This window comes from Sphingobacteriales bacterium, from assembly GCA_016719635.1.
Taxonomy (GTDB): domain Bacteria; phylum Bacteroidota; class Bacteroidia; order Chitinophagales; family JADIYW01; genus JADJSS01.
Genome location: JADJYT010000007.1, coordinates 150106 through 169142, shown reverse-complemented (window position 1 = coordinate 169142; position 19037 = coordinate 150106). Strand labels below are relative to the sequence as shown.

At 42.4% G+C, this 19037-nt stretch carries 16 protein-coding genes and 2 pseudogenes; 9 read left to right on the top strand and 9 right to left on the bottom strand.

All coding sequences use genetic code 11. The features are described from left to right. Positions 1-60 precede the first annotated feature (60 nt). Genes IPM95_11860 through IPM95_11850 form a run of 3 tightly spaced genes read left to right on the top strand, consistent with a single transcriptional unit; the run spans position 61 to position 3887 of the window. Positions 61-765 carry a GNAT family N-acetyltransferase gene (locus tag IPM95_11860; protein ID MBK9329968.1) on the top strand — a complete coding sequence of 235 codons (705 nt, stop codon included), beginning with the start codon at positions 61-63 and terminating at the stop codon, positions 763-765. Between the two features lie 28 nt (positions 766-793). After that, positions 794-2335, top strand: coding sequence for a glycosyltransferase family 39 protein (locus tag IPM95_11855; GenBank protein MBK9329967.1), 1542 nt, complete (start codon positions 794-796; stop codon positions 2333-2335). A gap of 43 nt (positions 2336-2378) precedes the next feature. Further along, the gene (locus tag IPM95_11850) at positions 2379-3887 is read left to right on the top strand and encodes a glycosyltransferase family 39 protein (protein ID MBK9329966.1); all 1509 of its coding nucleotides are present in this window, start codon (positions 2379-2381) and stop codon (positions 3885-3887) included. Here IPM95_11850 and IPM95_11845 read toward each other — a convergent pair. Both IPM95_11845 and IPM95_11840 read right to left on the bottom strand, forming a co-directional pair. After that, positions 3876-4535 (bottom strand): CBS domain-containing protein, encoded by a 660-nt coding sequence (locus IPM95_11845; GenBank protein MBK9329965.1) that lies wholly within the window; start codon positions 4533-4535, stop codon positions 3876-3878. The genes IPM95_11850 and IPM95_11845 overlap by 12 nt on opposite strands. Before the next feature lie 87 nt (positions 4536-4622). Next, positions 4623-7100 (bottom strand): carboxypeptidase-like regulatory domain-containing protein, encoded by a 2478-nt coding sequence (locus IPM95_11840; protein MBK9329964.1) that lies wholly within the window; start codon positions 7098-7100, stop codon positions 4623-4625. A gap of 63 nt (positions 7101-7163) precedes the next feature. Between IPM95_11840 and xth the strand changes: the two genes are divergently transcribed. Further along, positions 7164-7931, top strand: coding sequence for an exodeoxyribonuclease III (gene xth, locus IPM95_11835; GenBank protein ID MBK9329963.1), 768 nt, complete (start codon positions 7164-7166; stop codon positions 7929-7931). On the opposite strand, the gene IPM95_11830 is transcribed toward xth, so the two are convergent. Both IPM95_11830 and IPM95_11825 read right to left on the bottom strand, forming a co-directional pair. Further along, a complete protein-coding gene (locus IPM95_11830) occupies positions 7928-8500 on the bottom strand; it encodes a DUF3109 family protein (GenBank protein MBK9329962.1) in 573 nt (190 codons plus the stop codon). The genes xth and IPM95_11830 overlap by 4 nt on opposite strands. Positions 8501-8535: 35 nt before the next feature. After that, positions 8536-9228, bottom strand: coding sequence for an SAM-dependent methyltransferase (locus tag IPM95_11825; GenBank protein ID MBK9329961.1), 693 nt, complete (start codon positions 9226-9228; stop codon positions 8536-8538). Positions 9229-9266: 38 nt separating this feature from the next. On the opposite strand from IPM95_11825, the gene IPM95_11820 reads away from it, so the two are divergent. Together IPM95_11820 and IPM95_11815 are read left to right on the top strand one after the other, a co-directional pair. After that, positions 9267-9839, top strand: coding sequence for a DNA-3-methyladenine glycosylase (locus IPM95_11820; protein ID MBK9329960.1), 573 nt, complete (start codon positions 9267-9269; stop codon positions 9837-9839). A 67-nt stretch (positions 9840-9906) separates the two neighbouring features. Continuing rightward, positions 9907-11718, top strand: coding sequence for a TIM44-like domain-containing protein (locus tag IPM95_11815; protein ID MBK9329959.1), 1812 nt, complete (start codon positions 9907-9909; stop codon positions 11716-11718). 1 nt (position 11719) lies between these two features. On the opposite strand, the gene IPM95_11810 is transcribed toward IPM95_11815, so the two are convergent. The 5 genes from IPM95_11810 to IPM95_11790 form a co-directional block, all read right to left on the bottom strand. Then, complete coding sequence (locus IPM95_11810; GenBank protein MBK9329958.1) at positions 11720-12046, bottom strand: c-type cytochrome; 327 nt, start codon at positions 12044-12046, stop codon at positions 11720-11722. A gap of 86 nt (positions 12047-12132) precedes the next feature. Continuing rightward, positions 12133-12687: a DUF1572 family protein gene (locus tag IPM95_11805; GenBank protein MBK9329957.1), complete on the bottom strand. Its 555-nt coding sequence runs from the start codon at positions 12685-12687 to the stop codon at positions 12133-12135. Between the two features lie 87 nt (positions 12688-12774). Beyond that, positions 12775-13470: a peptidylprolyl isomerase gene (locus IPM95_11800; protein ID MBK9329956.1), complete on the bottom strand. Its 696-nt coding sequence runs from the start codon at positions 13468-13470 to the stop codon at positions 12775-12777. Between the two features lie 10 nt (positions 13471-13480). Further along, positions 13481-13831 (bottom strand): hypothetical protein, encoded by a 351-nt coding sequence (locus IPM95_11795; GenBank protein MBK9329955.1) that lies wholly within the window; start codon positions 13829-13831, stop codon positions 13481-13483. 16 nt (positions 13832-13847) lie between these two features. Next, positions 13848-14627, bottom strand: a complete 780-nt coding sequence (locus IPM95_11790; GenBank protein ID MBK9329954.1) for a nitrilase family protein — start codon at positions 14625-14627, stop codon at positions 13848-13850. Between the two features lie 74 nt (positions 14628-14701). On the opposite strand from IPM95_11790, the pseudogene IPM95_11785 reads away from it, so the two are divergent. The 3 genes and pseudogenes from IPM95_11785 to IPM95_11775 all read left to right on the top strand — a co-directional run bounded on the left by IPM95_11785 (position 14702) and on the right by IPM95_11775 (position 19036). Next, positions 14702-16731, top strand: a pseudogene (locus tag IPM95_11785) (NADPH-dependent 2,4-dienoyl-CoA reductase). A 593-nt stretch (positions 16732-17324) separates the two neighbouring features. After that, a pseudogene (locus IPM95_11780) lies at positions 17325-18294 on the top strand (IS110 family transposase). A 334-nt stretch (positions 18295-18628) separates the two neighbouring features. Next, the gene (locus IPM95_11775) at positions 18629-19036 is read left to right on the top strand and encodes a hypothetical protein (GenBank protein MBK9329953.1); all 408 of its coding nucleotides are present in this window, start codon (positions 18629-18631) and stop codon (positions 19034-19036) included. The last annotated feature ends 1 nt before the right edge of the window (position 19037 follow it).

The window sequence follows — 19037 nt, the reverse complement described above, 5'->3', positions numbered from 1 at the left end:
CGTAATATTGCAATACCGCTCAATGCCATTTATATTTCTTGCATATCGTAAATCAATGTTATGTTGATAGAAAAACTAGCCTGGGATTCTTCATTTTTCAATATCAATATCGGGAAAGTCAACCCCGGCTGTTTTAATTCAGAGACATTCTTTAAAGAAATCAGCAATTTCGACTTGATTTATATCTTCGAATTTCCGGAAAGCGTTCTTATACCGGATATTGAAAAATACTGTAATGCTCCGGTAGACGTTAAAGTGAATTATGCAAAATCCATCAGCCATGCGGATATCATTGACGAACACATCACTGAATATTCTTGTGATGAGGCCAATGACGAATTAATTTCCCTTGGTATCCAGAGCGGCCTGCACTCACGATTTAAAACAGACCCGCATTTTCCTTCGGGTGCTTACGAAAAGCTGTATACGGAATGGGTAATCAGGTCTGCTGATAAAACTTTAGCCGACTGCACATTAACCTACAAGACCGAATTGGATAAGATTGCGGGCTTTATTACAGTTGCGCTCCGCGGAGAAGCCGCGCACATCGGTCTGATTGCCGTGGATGAATCTTCCAGAGGAAAGGGAATAGGCAAGAAGCTGCTGCAGGCCGCCGAATATCATGCGTGTAAGCACAACTTCAGACAACTGCGAGTTTCCACGCAGAAAGCCAACGCTACTGCATCCTACCTGTATGAGCACTTTGGCTTTGTGGCGGTGGAGGAAATAAATGTTTACCATTACTGGAACCATCCGTCACATTAATACGAGCAGATAAACCATAACGAACAAAATGAATCCAATCCCAAAAAAATATTTTCTACTACTATTCTTCGTTTCCATATCCTATACTGTCCTGGTCACACAGGTGAACATTCATTTTATCAAAAAAACAAACCCGGCCAATAAGGAATCCAATGCGCGAAGCCTGGTCCATAACAGCACCGTGTATTCCATTGATAATTACTGGTACGTCAATCACGTAAAGAATTACCTTCAATACCATAAATTTACGGTGGATGTTAAGATGCCGCTGTATGAAGTCAGACGGACACCGATCTATCCGCTTTTTTATGGCCTCCATTACTGGCTGTTCGGAGATGAGAACAGTTTTTTTTTCATCCGTTTCTCACAGACCATCCTGCTTGCTCTTGCCGTGCTGGCCCTGTTTTCAGGCATTTATAATTTCACCGGAAACAAAACGATAGCGCTTCTTTCTGCGCTGTTTTACGGCTTATTTCCGGTATTTGCCATGGCAACCAGCTTTACGAACGCCGAATCCATCAGCACGGAGCTGGTTTGCATTTTCATCTTTATGCTTTCCCTATGCTATATCCATCCCGGTAAAAAGTGGATCTGGTTTCTAACAGGAATCTCATTTGCCATAACGGCGTTGTGCAGACCGAGCAATGTTTTTCTTGTATTCACCTGCTTCTTTGCCATCCTTCATTTTAACCTGTACAACATTAAAAATATCCTTGCGAAAGGTTCCCTTTTTGCATTGGGAGCATTGGTATTATTCGCACCCTGGACTATCCGCAACTATAAGGTGACTAACGGTGATTTTGTATTCTTAGAAAAATATTACGGTGACCCGATGGATTACGGTATGCCCCATATACAATTGAGAAGCTGGGTGGCTTGCTGGATTAACCCCTGCAATTACAGCGTGGAAGACTTGTCCAACAAGATGCTGGTCAGCCTGACGATTGAAAGGGACACGACAAAGAGAGAGGAGATCATCGACAGCTATGTCGGCAACATGCCACACCGTGCTTTTATAGGCAATTCGGAAGAAGAAGTACGAGAAGCCGTTGCCGCACTCTACGACTATTACAAGATAAAGACATCCGTTCCGGACAAAAAGCTGCTGGCGGAATATGAAAAGAGGGCTGTAGAAAAATCAGACCGCCTGAAAAGTAACTTCATCCATAAGTCGGTGATAGATTATTACCTGATTACACCCCTGTCATTCGTTCAAAGTATTGTCTTCCAGAGCAACTCCAACTCTATGGCCTTCCTGGACAATCCGGACAGCAACTTCATCAAAGTGATCTTTAAAGCCATCTTATATCTCATCACCGTTGCTGCTTATCTTTCCATTCTGGCTGTATTGATCCTTCAAAAGAAATACAGCCCTTTTTACTGGCTAGCCGTCTTGTTCATTGTTGCAAATTTCACCGCCATCATTTATGTTTTAAGGTATTTTGAGGCACGTTATAACCTTCCGTTATTTCCATTCTTATTCGGATTACTGGGGATTACCGTATTCGAGATTTCAAATATCCTAAAACGCATATTTAATCATTATTATCCCGCTACATCGGACAAGTGACCGTATCTTTAACCACCTTAGCGTGTCTATTATAAAATGTAAAATGCCAAGCAAAAAATATATCCTTTTTTATTTTTTTACTGTCGTTGTTTATGCGTTCTGTGTCAACGAATGGAATGTGTATTCCGTAAAAAAACATAACCCGGGGAATATCACGGAGAACAGCGGCAGCCTCGTTAACGGACATACACTCTATTCAATAGATAATATCTGGTATGTATCTCAGATAAAGAATTACCTGAATGGAAAAGGGTTCACGGTGGACCCGTCCAAATCACATTACGCTGTCCGCAGAACACCTGTTTATCCGATGTTTTATGGTGTTCATTATCTGCTTTTCGGGGAGGAGGGTAGTTATTTCTGGATTCGTTTTACACAGATTCTTATCTTTGGCCTGTCTGCCATTGCACTGTTGTTTGCTGTCTTTAATTTCACGGCAAATTCAAGGATTGCACTGCTCGCCTCATTCATCTATGCCTTTAACCCATCCATTGTCTCGTATCTTTATTACACCGTCACGGAAGCATTAAGTATTTCTCTGGTTTGTTTTGTCTTTTATGCCTTATCAAAGTGCAAACAGAACCCGAGTGGTAAAAACCTCTTGTGGGCAGGATTCATTTTTGCACTAGCGGTATTGTGCAGGCCTATTGTTGTTTTATTGTTGTTCTCCTGTCTGTTTGCCATACTCTATTTTAAAGACTGGAGCCTGAAAAGAGCAATCCTTCCTGTTCTATTGTTTGGTACCGGTGCATCCATACTGATCATTCCGTGGACAATTCGAAATTATAAGATAACGGATGGAGATATTGTCTTTCTGGAGAAATACTACGGTGACCCTATGGACTACGGAATTCCAAACGTGCATCTCAGAAAGTGGATTGCCTGCTGGACTAATCCTGCAGATTTTTCATCGGAACGGATATCAAACTTTATGCGTTCGAATCTGGTCAACAAGGAACCTGTAACAAAAGAACATCTAATAGATTCCCTAACTGCTGTTTTACCGGAGAAAGCTTATTTAGGCAACAGTGAGACGGCCGTTTGGTCAGCATACAATAGCCTTTACGAATTTTACCGAAAGAAATACTCTGCCGGTAATGCAGCCCTTTCAAAAGATTCCCTGGAAGAAACCGCCACAAAAAAGATTACAGCGCTGAAAACAAACTTTTTGAAAGTTGCAGGGTTTCGGTATTACGTGACTACTCCATTGTTGTTTTTCAAGAGTGTTATTTTCCAAAGCAATTCCAGCAACCTGGTGTTATTAAGGGACTACAGAGGCTGCTGGTACAAGTTTGTCCTCAAAGCGCTGCTATACCTGTTAAATGTGCTGACCTTTACATCTTTGTTGGCTTTGCCACTTTGGGGCCGCAGGTACCTTCCTCTCTATTTTATTACAGCGCTATATACCATTTGCACATTCTTTGTGATCACCTTTGGGTTCCGGTATTTTGAATGCAGATATATCTTCCCGCTATTGCCATTCTTGTGTGCAACATTAGCCATTTGTCTGGTGGAAGCAGAAAATCTTATAAAGAGGAAACTAAACCTCTAAGTATCTCATGAGGCTGTCATAGCGCTCCTTCAGCTGCATCTCATATTCTGACTGATGTAAAACGGACAGAACGGTATAGCGGTATCTTTCAAAGGTGAGCTGAATATCTTTCAGATCATTTTTATTGACTTTCAATGAAACCTGCATCTGATGCTGATTTACGGAGGTGGCGACCATACAATGCAATATCATAGCGCCATTGGACTCTACAATCTTGGATATTTCAGTTAAGGAATAATCTTTTGTTTCCAGTTCCAGCACAATGATTCCTCCGCCCGACATAAACGAAGAGTGCAGGGCCAGGGTATTTAATATTTTTTGAGGAGTTGTAATCCCAATATATTCTTTCTCCGAATTAATCACCGGCATAAAGCAGGAGGAATGTTCGCTGGTCTTCTTGATAACATCAAAAAGATGAGTTCCCTCCACGATACTGTCACTGATCAAATCATCCCGGAGGCTTTCAATAAGACAAAGGTCATCGGCTTCCAGCAGTTTAGTTTCAGATATCGAACCAATCAGCACTCCCTCGTTTACAACAGCTAATGCGGGTACTTTATACTCCTGCATTAAGTCTACAGCATAACCGGCTTTATCCGTTAATCGGATAAATGGCAGGGAGGTGTCTATGCAATCTTGAACAAACAATGGACGGATTTTATGTAAATGTATAAAATATCCCTGCACTATGCAACCGGTGAATTGCTAAATATGGTTACAAAACAGAAAACTATATTATAAGTTGAACTGGAAACCGAATGTCATAATCCAGTTATGGGTTTTAGGTTCATTCCGGTGTGTTACTCTCCACATCACATCCCATCGCAGGAATTTCAGAATATTCTCTAATCCGAATCCGACTTCTATATACGGCACTTTTCCCAATGGTTTTATAAATGAATTGTTCAAACGGTTAAACTCCTGGTTGCGGGAAGACACATTTCCCCAAACGCCTCTTGTATGAATCACTTCCCTCAGTTTCAGTTTCCGTATCCCCGGAATCCTATTTAGAAAGAAGCCTTCAAAATGGTGTGTAATGTTCCACTGAAAATACCGGTCACTGTAAAACTCATAATCATTCATCAAATTAAAAGCAGTATTACTGAAGGCAAAGGTTTGATTGCCGTCGTGTACTTCCGACAACAGGAAGGGTACCCGTCCGAACACAGCACCTGCCTGCAGTTTAATTTCCAGACGGCCGACTGTCCGCACCGGAATGATATCTGAAAAAGCCAGGGTGATCTTATGATAATTAAACTGACTGCCGGCAAATCCTCTCATACCATAAACGTATTCCAGCTGCAATACCGGAATCTTACTGGTATTGATACCGCTTCTGAACAAAGAGGATTTCCGGATATATTTTTCACCAAATGCAAACCGTGCCTTAAAGACCAGCTCACTTTGATTTAACCTGGCCAACGTATCCACCCCTCTTTCTCTGTTAGCATACTCATACCGGAAGGGTATGGTACCCTGCTGTATTTTTCTATTCTGCATTATCAGGCCCATCGAGAACCCCTGTTTATATTCTATTTCATATCCAAGTTTTGTCTCTTCCAGGTACATCAGCCTGAAAACGGGTCTTCTCCGAAGAATAATGAAATTAAGTAAATTATCCGCAGATAACAAATCCGTTGTGCGGCTTATTTTATTGACATCTTTCACAAAAGATGCACTCACAATCTGGCGGGGAGATTTATCCAGCAGGAACTGCGCACTTATTCCGCCTTTTACTTTCTTATCCCGGACACCATAAGCAAAGTAACCCGATGCCTTTGCCCAATCACACATCCTGCTATTGGTTTGAAGGCCCATCCTGAATCTCCATCCTTCCAGCTGATTATTACTTATCACACTGAGTATCGGGCCAAGTTCTACAGGTCCTGTCCTGTAATAGCCCGTTAAGATCAGATTGATGATTTCTATGTATGTCTTATATGCCGGGATGGTTTTAATGGTGTCAATAAGATGGTAAACTGCCGCCTGATTTTTGGTTAGCTGAACAAAACGGGAGGTATCCCAGTATGCCTGGTCTTTCTTCACTTCTTCCATATCTATCACCAGCTGTTCTTTCGTAGCGTTGATGATGGAATCATTATATGGGTTATTAATTTTAAAATTCCTGTACACCACATTTTTTCGGGTGACGATTGCCGGGATTTTATTCAGGGGTGCAAAGTCAATCAACAAATGGTCATCGGTTATCATCCAAAACTGATTATCGACAAAGTCAAACCGCTGATTTATCTCTATGCGTTTTATAAAATTAATGTTCACATGCGGCGCCATCCTTAGTTGAATATCTTTTATGGCATAATTATTTTCTGAAACTATAAAACTGCCAAAGAAAGTATAATCCCCCTTCGTCCTTGGCTCAAACATCATCTTATAATGGAGCACATTATCTGACACCAACGTATCAATCACCTTGTACTTGTAAAAAGTCCTGCACGAGCTGGCAATCGGGCTTATGAATTGCTTGGCCAGAATAGTGTATGCGTTCTCATAGATATTGATATCCTGATAAGTGGCACTCAGGAATTCATTGAAACTGGCATCATTCATACCGGACATTTTAGAAGCCTTGATAATCTCCCGTTTTTTATTGAGCTCTGTGGTGTAGTAAAAATCTGATATATTTTCAGACAACAATAACGGCAGGAATGGCTCCTCTTCGGAAGTACTGTCGATGTTGCTAAATACAAACTTAAATGGTTTCAGCATCTTTCGGTTTTTAAATTTTTCCGACATGTTCTTAATATCCAGTTCAATCTTATTGTAAAACTCATAGCTATAGTTCTGCAGGTTTGCCTTGTTGTTTTTCGGTTTATGCTCCAGAATCTTTCGGATCAGATAATCTTCCAGGCTCTCCTTGCTGGCCACTATCACCGCTTCTGCAAGCATACTCTCAGACGACAGCAGGTAAAAGTTAACACGGTTTCGGGCCTGCTTCTTTAACGGAAGTGATTTTTCATAATATCCCAGATAAGCTGCCGAAACGGAGTCCTGAAAACTGTTTAACTTCAGCTGGAAATAGCCCGTATCATTCGTGGTGGTGCCGATGGTGGTGCCCTTAATATAGATATTGGCATAACTGACAGGGTTTTTTGTTGCAGCATCGAACACCTGACCCTCTATGAATGTCTGACCTCTGGAAGAAAGACACAGCAAGAATAAAAGGATTAGTATATTTGTCTTTGCGAACGGCATGAATGGTGAAGTTAGCGATTTGTCATTAATGATGAAAATAAATACTATATCAAAATGGACACCTTGGAAATTATATCATACAATGTAAACGGTATCCGCTCTGCCATATCCAAAGGCCTGGTCGACTGGATTAAACAAACGGATTATGATGTATATCTCTTCCAGGAAATAAAAGCGGATGAACTGAGCATTCCCAAAGAACTGTTTGAAGAAATCGGGTACACCCATTACTGGTTTCCTGCAGAAAAAAAAGGGTACAGCGGAGTCGGCGCACTGGTGAAGGGCACACACTCGGACGTGGTAAAAGGCATGAACATACATCGCTACGACTCCGAAGGAAGGCTGATGCGGCTGGACATAGGGGATATCACCTTGGTGAACAGTTACTTTCCATCCGGCTCCAGCGGGGATGAACGGCAGCTTGTAAAAATGGATTACCTGAATGATTTCTACAACTACATACATGAACTGAAAAAAGATAAGAAAAAAATCATCGTTTCTGGTGATTACAATATCTGCCATCAGGCGATAGACATTCACGACCCGGTAGGCAACAAGAACAGCTCCGGCTTTTTACCGGAGGAACGCGAATGGATGTCCAATTATCTTAACAGCGGATTCATCGACACCTTCCGGCATTTTCATCCCGACAAGAAACAGGAGTATTCCTGGTGGAGTTTTCGGGCAAATGCGCGCAACAACAATAAGGGCTGGCGCATTGATTACCACGCGGCCACCAAAGAACTGGAACAACAACTGGTTGACGCGAAAATATTCATGGATGTAAAGCACTCCGACCACTGTCCTATTTACCTGAAAGTAAGGCTTTAAGTTTGTTTGGCCGCCTCGTCTAATGCTGCGTAGAAGTCTTCACCGAATTTACGAATCAGGGCATCTTTTACAAAAACGTATACCGGTACTTTCAGTTTTTTTCCAAGCGTGCAGGCATCGCTGCAGATATCCCACACGTCGTAGTTCACCGCCGTTACGGTTTCCATAGGCTTTATGCGTATCGGATACAGATGGCAACTGATGGGTTTCCGGAAACCGGTCACACCGTCTTTCCAGGCTTTTTCTATTCCACAGGTAATCGTGCCATCCATTTCATAATTGACATACGCGCAGGCCCCTCCATCAATCAGCGGAGTCGCATAAGGAGTATATTCAACATCCGGCTCATCGACAAATGTGCCCTGTGCTTCTATCGCCTTAACGCCTGCCGGTATCAGGTACTTCTTTATTTTGGGATAAATCTTCTTCAGGATTTTTGTTTCCGATTTTTCAACCGGCGCACCGCTGTCGCCTTCCACGCAACAGATACCCTTACATTTCTTGATATTGCAAACGAACTGTTTTTCGATTACATCATCACTGATTAATATATCGTCAATTAAAATCATTTCTGTTGCACATATCCCGCTGGAAAATGAAAACCCTATTTGCCAATAACAAATATACACGGTTTTTTATGCAAATCCATTTTGCGTTTTTTCCATTCAGCCATGGGTAGTGTTTTGATATATTCATCCTTCGCCGTTATATTGCAGGCTATACACAGCATCGTATCGTATTTCAAGGTCTGCAACAACTCCTCCAGCAGTTTTGCATTCCGGTAAGGGGTATCCATAAACAACTGTGTGTGCCCTTTCTTTGCCAGCGTTTCCATTTGCAGCAATTTGGTTCTTCTGTCTTGCGGTTCAATAGGCAGATAGCCGTTGAAAGTAAACTGCTGCCCGTTGAATCCACTCGCCATCAATGCCAGCAGCATGGAATTAGGACCCACCAACGGTATTACATGCCAGTTGAGTTCATGTGCCAGCTCAACCGCCTTATTTCCCGGATCTGCTATGCAGGGTGTTCCTGCTTCGCTTAACAGTCCAATGGTTTGATTCGTCAGTGCCATCAACTGTGTCTCATCAAATTGATAATTCGCATGCTTATCCAGTTCAATGAACAAACATTCGTCTATATTCTTTTCACGACTGACTGCTTTGATAAAGCGCCTCGCCGTCTTCAGCTCTTCCACAATAAATATGTCACACCTGACAACAATCTCCTTTACATAAGCGGGGATGGTGTGCAGCGCATCTTCTGCTAGGGGTGTCGGAATTAAATAGAGTGTATTCACGCAACCAAAGATAAAATAATTTTATTTTGCACCGTCAAATGAAACTCTCTAAAAGATACTATCGCAACGAAGATGTAGTATACCTCGCTAAAGACCTGTTAGGCAAGATACTCATAACAAAGATAGATGGTGTAAAAACCGGCGGCATCATTACGGAGACAGAAGCGTATTGTGAATCGGAGAAAGGCTGCCATGCCTACAACCGGCGCAAAACGGAACGTACCAAAATCATGTTTGAGGAGGGTGGATGGTCGTATGTCTATTTCTGTTACGGTATGCATCATTTATTCAATATTGTAACGGGCAGAAAAGACGTGGCGCAGGCTGTACTGATCCGCGCCATACAACCAACCATAGGGTTAGAAGCCATTTTGCAGAGACGTCATGCCACAAGTGTAACTACAAATCTATGCAACGGGCCCGGAAAAGTTTGCCGGGCACTCGGCATTACCAAAGAGCAGTACGGCATACATCTGACAGACAAAGAAATATGGATAGAATCCTCCAAAACAAAAATGAATACCGCCGATATCATCACCACAACAAGGGTTGGTATCGACTATGCAGGCGAGGACGCGCTGCTGCCCTGGCGTTTCATCCTTAAAAATTAACATCATTTGATGTTGCCGGAAATGGAACTAATTTCTATTTAACTATATTTATACATCAAACATTTCCATGAAAAACCGTAGCCTGACAATATCCTTTCTGATTCTAACTGTATTTTTATTTTATTCTGGATTCCTTCATGCGGCAGCCGGCGGCGGCGGCGGCGGCCATAGTGGTGGCGGTGACGGCGGCGGCGGTGACGGCGGTGCCATCATTTATCTGGTTTATTACTTGTTGCGTGCCATATTCATGCTGCCGTTCCCTCTCAATATTATTGTATTGGCACTGGTGATCCTGATTGTGTACAAAATAGCCAAAGGATATGCGGCCTCCAGTGGATTAAACTACCTGCCGAATGCCTCTTCAGGCGGCCCAGTCAATAAGGCAGACAGACTGCCGGATGATTTTGTGCAAAAAAATCCTGCATTCAACCCCGATAACTTTAAAGGAAAAGTCCGTACTGCATTTGTCGACATACAAAACGCATGGATGCAACAAAACCTATCCAAAGTACGGAAATGGATATCCGATGGCGTTTACCAGCGGTTCAACACCCAGTTCATCATGATGAAGGCGATTGAACAGGTAAATGAATTACATTCCATCCAAATAAGAAGTGTCTTTATAGATGATGTAGAAACAGATGGAGTATACGATATCATACATGTAGGTATCCAATACAGCATGTACGATGCTTTCGTTTCTAAGAAATATACGCAACTCAATGACGGCGGGCCGCTGAATGCCACTGAATACTGGTCTTTCATAAAGAAATCCGGCGTCAAAGAAAAAGATTTATACCATACGACCAACTGCCCGAACTGCGGGGGAAATTTGCCGGAAGACGGCGGGGAAACCGCCAAATGTCCTTACTGTTCTACCATCACTTATTTGGGTGACTATGACTGGATATTGGCAGAAATTACGCAACCTGACGATTACTTCAACTCCAATTCAAAATACGAGAAGCAGGGTAAATTCTCTAAAAAAATACGGGAACAGATCGGAGAGCAGCAGGATTTATCCCTTCAGCTGCTGGAAGATAAAGCCAGCAACGGTTATATGCAGATAATGACAGCACAGGCACTTAAGAAACCGGAGATCACCCGAAGATTCGTGTCGGACCATCTGTATTCAAAAATTGAAGAGCAGATACGTACACAGCCTTCCTTTGTATTTAACCGTCTATACCTGAATCATGTAACATCCTTTGATTACTTCAGGCAGGAAAACAAAGACAATATTGTCGTGGCACTCAAACGGTCGTCCCAACGGATTACGACGGTAAACAACCAGCCCGGTTTTGAGGTGAGCATCCTTTCATACGATGAAGTACTCATCTTGTCCAGAGATATCAATGCCGGAAAACCACAAGGTTCTTTGTATGCACACAGCTGTCCGAATTGTGGCGCTCCGGTGAAAGATACGATTGAGATTAATTGTACGTACTGTCAGGCAACACTCAACAGCACTAAATACGAATGGATTATCAGCGACTGGATGACGGCTGCCGAATACAGACAGTTCCGGTCAGATTCCAATGCTTCTTTTACTGTAGGTAAAGAACTGGATGCTTTAGAAGAGCTGTTTGCCGTAAGGGATTATGCCTTAAACAATGTATTGATGATGGTAGCGGCAGACGGCAGGATTACCGAACAAGAGATGCAATACGTTAACACCTTGGCAAAAAAATGGAATTATGACCTTGGTAAGATTCAGGGTTTTCTGGAGTTGGCGAAGGCGAATAAACTGGTCGTGCGTATGCCACAAAATACCAAACAAAAACATAAGATAGTGGCTTTGATGGAAAAAGCCGCCAACTTAGATAACTCCATCTCTGCTGAAGAGCGTACGTTACTGGAGCAGGTGAAAACCCTGTGATTTATTTTACATCATTCGGATGTATTTTCCCATTGTGACAGGTTGTGCAGGACACAGTTCCGGAATTTTTGCCGAAATATTTTTTATTGACTGCATTTGTCATTTTCTGCATCTTGCGGGCAATGCCTTTCTCCGATTTTTCATCGGATGCAAAATCCATCTTTTCACCGTTCTTCACATGGCAATGGTTGCATTTCACCCCTAATGCCGTGTTATAATTCTTCATGATGGCAATCAGGTCATCATGTGCCATTTTCCTGGAAAACACTTTCAGGTTCGTAAATTTTGGTTCTTCTTTCTTCTCATCGGGAGCATCTTTAAAACTCATAATTAGGATGGGAAAAGCCAGTAACAGCAAAACAGCCAGTTTCTTTTTATGATACTGCATAGTGTATTTTTTTTCTACTATAGGAATTATACCTTATCTGTGAAAAAGGAATCTCCTTTTTCCTGTGTAAATTTTTGTTTGTTGTATTCCTTTGATTGGTTTCTGGGAATGGACAAACTCTTCCATTTTTCCGCATGCAGCATCTTTGCCAGGAAAACAATCTGCCCGATATGATAGGGATAGTGCGCCAGCTGCCGGTTAATGGCCTCCAGGACGGTATGACCTTCGTTTCGGATGTAAATGGTTTTCTTTAAATCTTCTTCAGTCAATGAACCCATTGCAAATTCAAGGCATTGCCACCCTTTATTCCACAACCCCATTAGTTCTTTTCTGCCGGAAATGTCTGTTTCAAACTCCGCATCCCGGTTCCTCCATTCCTTCTCTCCGTCTGCCGTCAGAAAATCAGTCCAGCGCGACAGCATATTGCCGGCTAAATGCTGCACAATAACGGCGATGGAATTGGAGTCTACGTTAGGTTCATAAAACAGTTTTTCTTCACTTACCTGCGCCATCGCTTCTTCACCTATTCTTTTGTAATATGCGAATAATTTATTTGCCGATGTGAGATGACTTGCCTGCATCATCAAATGTACAAAATGTTGTAAAAAAAAGAGGGTTCAGCAACGTTTAGTTTTGAACCCTCTGTATCGATACGGTTTGCGGAGGGATTATTTATCCAGCACCTTTACCGTCATCCGTATATCCTTAGCAGGCCGGTCTCTCTGGTCCCGTGGTTCAGATGCAATCTTATCCACTACTTCAATTCCGGAAACCACCTCTCCGAACACCGTGTAGTTCATATCCAAAGAAGGCGTACCGCCAATTTCTTTATAAGTCTTCTTTTGTTCTTCGGTCCAGGTTATGCCTCTCGCTTTGCTTATTTGTGTCACCTCTTCGTCGGAGTATTTTTTCCCCTGTGTAATATAAAACTGACAGCCGGAAGAAGATTTCTGCGGATTGTTATCGCGTGCGGCAGCGAGCACCCCCCGTTTGTGTATCAGGTCCTTGTTGAATTCTGCCGGAACTCGGTATCCAACATCTCCCATGCCCAGAGGCTCGCCAGCTTTGGCTGTTTTAGATTGCGGATCACCTCCCTGTATCATAAAAGTGGGTATAACCCGGTGAAACAGGGTAGAGTCAAAGAATTTTTCTTTTGCCAACTTTATGAAATTATCCCGATGAAGGGGTGTTTCATTATACAAGCGGATTTTAATATCTCCGTATTCGGTGGAGATTAATACATACGTCGAAGAGTCCATTTTTTGGTTGATTTTTTCCTGAATAATTACTTTTCCATCATTGTCCGTGGCAAAAAGCGCGATACAAAAACAAGACAGCAAAAGGGTAAAGATGTTTTTTTTCATAGATAATAATTTAAAGTTCATTAAAATATTCAATAATCATTTTCTTCAATAGCTTTTCCTGCTGAACGGAATCTAATTTAAGTTGTTCCCTGTTATATTCAAAATGCGGCCAGCCATCCTGATCCACACCCAGAAATGAATAGTAGCCGGCTCTGCTCAGCAACGTGCACACACCCACATGAATCAGATCCTGTTTCTGTTCTTTGGAGAATTTCACCTGATGTTTACCCAATTCACGATGCCCAACCAGGAAAATAGTCGTCTGCACATCCGGTTTTTTCCCAAATTGTTTTTCCAGCCTTCCCAGTACATCTTCCCACGCCGCCTCATCAAAGGTTATATTTGTTTCTATTTCCTGCATAACTATCACTGCCTGTCTATAAGGGAGACATAAAGGTATCTCTATCTTTCCAAAAAGGATAACGTTCTCTTTGTTTTTCTAAATCCTGTTTGGAAAGTTTAACAATTTCTATGCCATTCCTGTCTTCTAGGCAATTTATCCGGCTTCCCGCATAATCAAATACGCTGCTGCATCCGTCGTGTTCATTCCCGAAATAGTCCGTTCCTGTTCTGTTCACACCCACCACATAACACTGGTTTTCTATGGCTCTTGCCTGCAAGAGATGTCTCCAGTGATGTATGCGCTTCTTCGGCCAGTTGGCTGCATACAGCTGAATATCCGCATTGTCATCATTCTGGCACCAGGCCGGAAAGCGCAAATCATAACAGACAAAAGGTTGTATCTTCCAGCCCTTATAATGTATGACTGTCTTATGCATCCCTTTTGACAACAGATTATTTTCACCTGCCAGACTGAACAAATGATGCTTGTCATACGATGTTAGCCTGCCATCTGCCTCCACCCACAAAAAGCGATTGAAAAGACGCCCCTCTTCTTCAAACAAGATACTGCCGCAAATGGCGGCGTTTCGTCTACGCGCCATCCCCTTCATCCATTGTACCGTTTCACCCTCCATTCCTTCCGCCAGGTTGCTGTCGTCTACACAAAATGCGGTGGTGAACATTTCCGGCAATACGATGATGTCAACCGGTTTGTCTATGGAAGCAATCTGTTTTCCTATATTATCCAGATTTTTTTCTTTAGCCTTCCAGATTAAATCCGGCTGAAGCAGGGCAATTTCGATATCCTTGTTCATAATGGTATAATTAGTCGATATTCAATGCATGCATTGAATTATTTTTGTTATCTTTAATACAAATAAAGTTACCAATGTCTACGAACAAATATCCGCATTTATTATCAGAACTCGATTTAGGTTTTACAAAATTGAAAAACAGGGTGCTGATGGGTTCCATGCATACCAATCTGGAAGAAGAAAAAACGGTTTTGAAAAACTCGCCGCCTTTTATGCAGAACGTGCCAAAGGCGACGCTGGCATAATTGTAACGGGCGGTTTTGCACCCAATTGGGAAGGATGGCTGAAGCCGTTTGCCGGCAGAATGACCAATCACGGCCATGTAAAAAAACATAAAATTGTAACCGATGCCGTACACAGCGAAGGCGGAAAAATTGCGTTGCAGGTTTTACACGCCGGCCGTTATGCCTATCATCCGTTGAGCGTGGCGCCATCCAGAATTCAGGCACCGATTAATCCGTTTAAACCAAGAGCGCTGACGACATGGGGTGTAAAAAGAACCATCAGCGATTTTGCAGACAGTGCGGCACTTGCGCGGGAAGCGGGTTATGACGGAGTGGAAATCATGGGCAGCGAAGGCTATCTGATAAATCAGTTCATCGTAAAACACACCAACCAGCGCACCGACGAATACGGCGGCAGTTATGAAAACCGAATCAAGTTTCCGATTGAAATTGTGCGAAAGGCACGGGAAAAAGTGGGCAAGGATTTCATCATCATCTATCGTCTCTCGATGCTGGATCTGATAGAAGAAGGAAGCAACTGGCAGGAAGTGGTACAACTCGCAAAAGAAATAGAGAAAGCCGGAGCCACCATCATAAACACCGGTATCGGCTGGCATGAAGCGCGCATCCCGACGATTGCAACATCGGTACCGCGCGCCGGTTTTTCGTGGGTGACTCAAAAACTGAAATCGGAAATTTCCATTCCTTTATGTACGTCCAACCGTATTAATATGCCTGAAGTGGCGGAGCAGGTACTGGCAGATGGCTGCGCGGATATGGTGAGCATGGCGCGTCCATTTTTAGCAGATGAGAACTGGGTAAAAAAAGCAAAAGAAAACCGTGCCGATGAAATCAATACCTGCATCGCCTGCAACCAGGCTTGTCTGGACCATACATTTTCCAATAAACTATCCAGCTGCCTCGTCAACCCGCGTGCCTGCCATGAAACGGAATTAAATTATACTCCGGTTTCTGCCTCCAAAAGAATAGCGGTGGTGGGTGCAGGGCCAGCTGGAATGGCATTTGCTTCCATTGCTGCGGAGCGCGGCCATGGGGTAACATTATTTGAAGCGGACAAAGAAATCGGCGGACAGTTTAACCTGGCGAAAAAGATTCCGGGCAAGGAAGAGTTTTATGAAACACTGCGCTACTTCAGCAAACAGCTGGAAATGCATAAAGTGGACGTACAGCTGAATAAAAAAGTGAATGCTGATGATTTAAAAGGGTATGATGAAGTGGTGATTGCCACCGGTATTTCGCCGCGCCATTTGCAATTAGACGGCATCCGGCATCCGAAGGTGCTGAGCTATATTGATGTGCTGAAAAACGGCACAGCCGTAGGCAAGAAAGTAGCGGTCATCGGTGCGGGCGGTATCGGTTTTGACGTCAGTGAATTTCTGACACAAGATGGGGAAAGCCCGACACTCCACAGGGAGGAATGGCTGAAGGAATGGGGCGTGGACAGAAAGAACGAAGCACGCGGCGGAATTGCGGGCATACAGCCACAGATAGAAGCTCCGGCACGAGCAGTGACGATGTTCCAGCGCACCGACGGCAAAGTGGGGGCAAAACTGGGCAAGACCACTGGTTGGATACACCGCACTACCTTAAAGATGAAAAAAGTAAAAATGGTAGCCGGAGTCGAATACACCAAAATTGATGACGAAGGGTTGCATTATATAGACAAGACTAAAACGCCGCAGGTATTCCCGTGCGACAATGTGGTGATCTGCGCCGGACAACTTTCGCTGAGAGATTTGGAGCAGCCGCTGAAAGACCTGGGCATACCGGTACATGTCATTGGCGGTGCTTACGAAGCCGGGGAGCTGGATGCCAAACGCGCGATTGACCAGGCGGCGAGGCTGGCTGCGATAGTGTAGCGTCATTGCGAAGAGGTACGACGAAGCAGTCTCATTTCATAAGCATAATATCTAACGCAAAGATACTAGGAACGCATACCGCTACTCCCTGTACACTGTCATCAGACGAGAAACGAGGAGAAATCTTGCTATGCTATGTTTACTGAGGAATATCTATTGTAAAAAAGCAAGATCTATCGTTATTCAAGTTGTCAGCTGCCAATAAAAATCCGGAATAGCATGACCTCGTACCCCGTCACTGCGAGGAGGTACGACGAAGCAGTCTCATTTCATAAGCATAATATCTAACGCAAAGATACTAGGAACGCATACCGCTACTCCCTGTACACTGTCATCCTATGTTTGCAGAAAACTAATTTGAACTGAGGCATAAATATCTTGTAAAGGAAATTTTATTAATCAAATCAAACAGAAGAGCAGGAAAGGATAAAGATTAAGTACCGTCATAGGTAGTGTGATACCGTTCGAAATGCTAATCACCTTTCCCTTCTGAGTTGTAAACTTGGACAGTTCATAGTGCCATGAGCACGTATTTAGGATAGATAAGTCAACAACCAGATAGCTCTCCAGTTTGAGAAAAACTCAAATTTATCATGACAAAAGTAGTAAATTATGTTGGAGTAGATGTCTCCAAAGAGACTTTAGATGTAGCCATACCGAAAGAAGATGGTGCTATGTACACAAAAAAGATTAGCAATAATCCACTGGGTTTTAAAAGCATTATCAAATATTTGCCGAAAGATGCCTGCATAGTGATGGAAGCTACCAGTAGTTACTATATGCCGTTTGCGTATTATTTACATTCGCAGCAAATATTGTTAAGTATTGTAAATCCATTGTCAGTAAATCATTTTTGTAAGATGCGAATGAGTAGAGCTAAAACAGACAGGAAAGATGCCGCCATGATAGCACAATATGGTAAGAGTGAAACACCAAGATTATGGCAACCCAAAGCAGAACATCTTTTAGAACTCCAGCAATTACAAGCGATTCTGGATAATCTCACCAAACAAAAAACAAGTTGTAGTAACCAATTAGAAGCTTTTGTCAGTAGTGGGAAGATGAGCAAGGATGTCAGTAAAATTATTAAGAAACAGATTGCTTTTTATGATAAGGAGATAAAAAAAGTAGAAATAAAAATGGTTGCTATCACAGAAAAACATCATTCAGAACTGTATAAAATTTACAGACGATACCAGGTTTAGGTAAACGTACTTCGATGTTATTAATAGTTGTAACAGATGGATTTACAAAGTTTGAGAATGCAAAAGAATTAGTAAGTTATATTGGCATCTGTCCAAGGTTATATGAATCAGGTACAAGTGTAAAAGGTAAAAGCAGAATATGTAAATGGGAATGAGTCGAATGCGACAATGATTATATGTATGGGCTATGCGAGCCATGAGTTCAAATAAACAATGTAAAGAAATGTACGAACGATTAAAACAAAGAGGAAAAAATGGAAAATTAGCATTAGTAGCTTTAGCAAACAAACTTGTCAGACAAGCATTTGCCATAGGCACAGGAAATATAGCTTACAATCCTAATTTTTATTCAAAATAATTTGGATATTTACACAGTTCATTTCGACGAGGAACGAGGAGAAATCTTGCTATGCTATGTTTAAAGAAGAATATCTATTGTAAAAAAGCAAGATCTATCGATATTCGAGATGACGGCTGCCAATAAAAATCCGGAACAGCCCTATCCATCACCAGGTCACTGCAAGGAACGAAGCAGTCATTTTGTCAATAAAGGATATCTTTCTTCTGTTTTCATACTCCCGGTGCTTCCGCAGAAATTTTTTTTACACTTTTTTATGGAAATTATGCTGTTCGTGTCTCTCAATGACTGAGATAAATACAAACACACTAATTAACCATTAAAAAGTAACCGAATGAAAAGCACTATCCGTATCATGACAGCGATTATCTTATCAGCAATCCCATTTTGCACTTCTTTAGCAAAAACCCAGAAAATGACCACAGACCGGTATGATCTTCTGTTTCATAAAGTAGACAAGAGTATCGTAGGTACCTGGGAGATGAATGTGGGAAATCAGCCAGACAAACAACCCGTATTTTGTCAGTTCAATGCCAACGGTACATTTATTTCCTTTAATTACACAGAAGGTTTTTATCACGTTATCGGCAAAGGGAAGTGGCTGACAGAAGACAATGTTATCTATATACTCCACGGAGAGGAAAAGTCTGCTCCAATCACCTATGAGGCGTCTGACAACCGATTGGTTTTCGGAGAGCAGGTGTCGTATACTAAACTGAATCCCGCATATGCAAGCAGGTAAG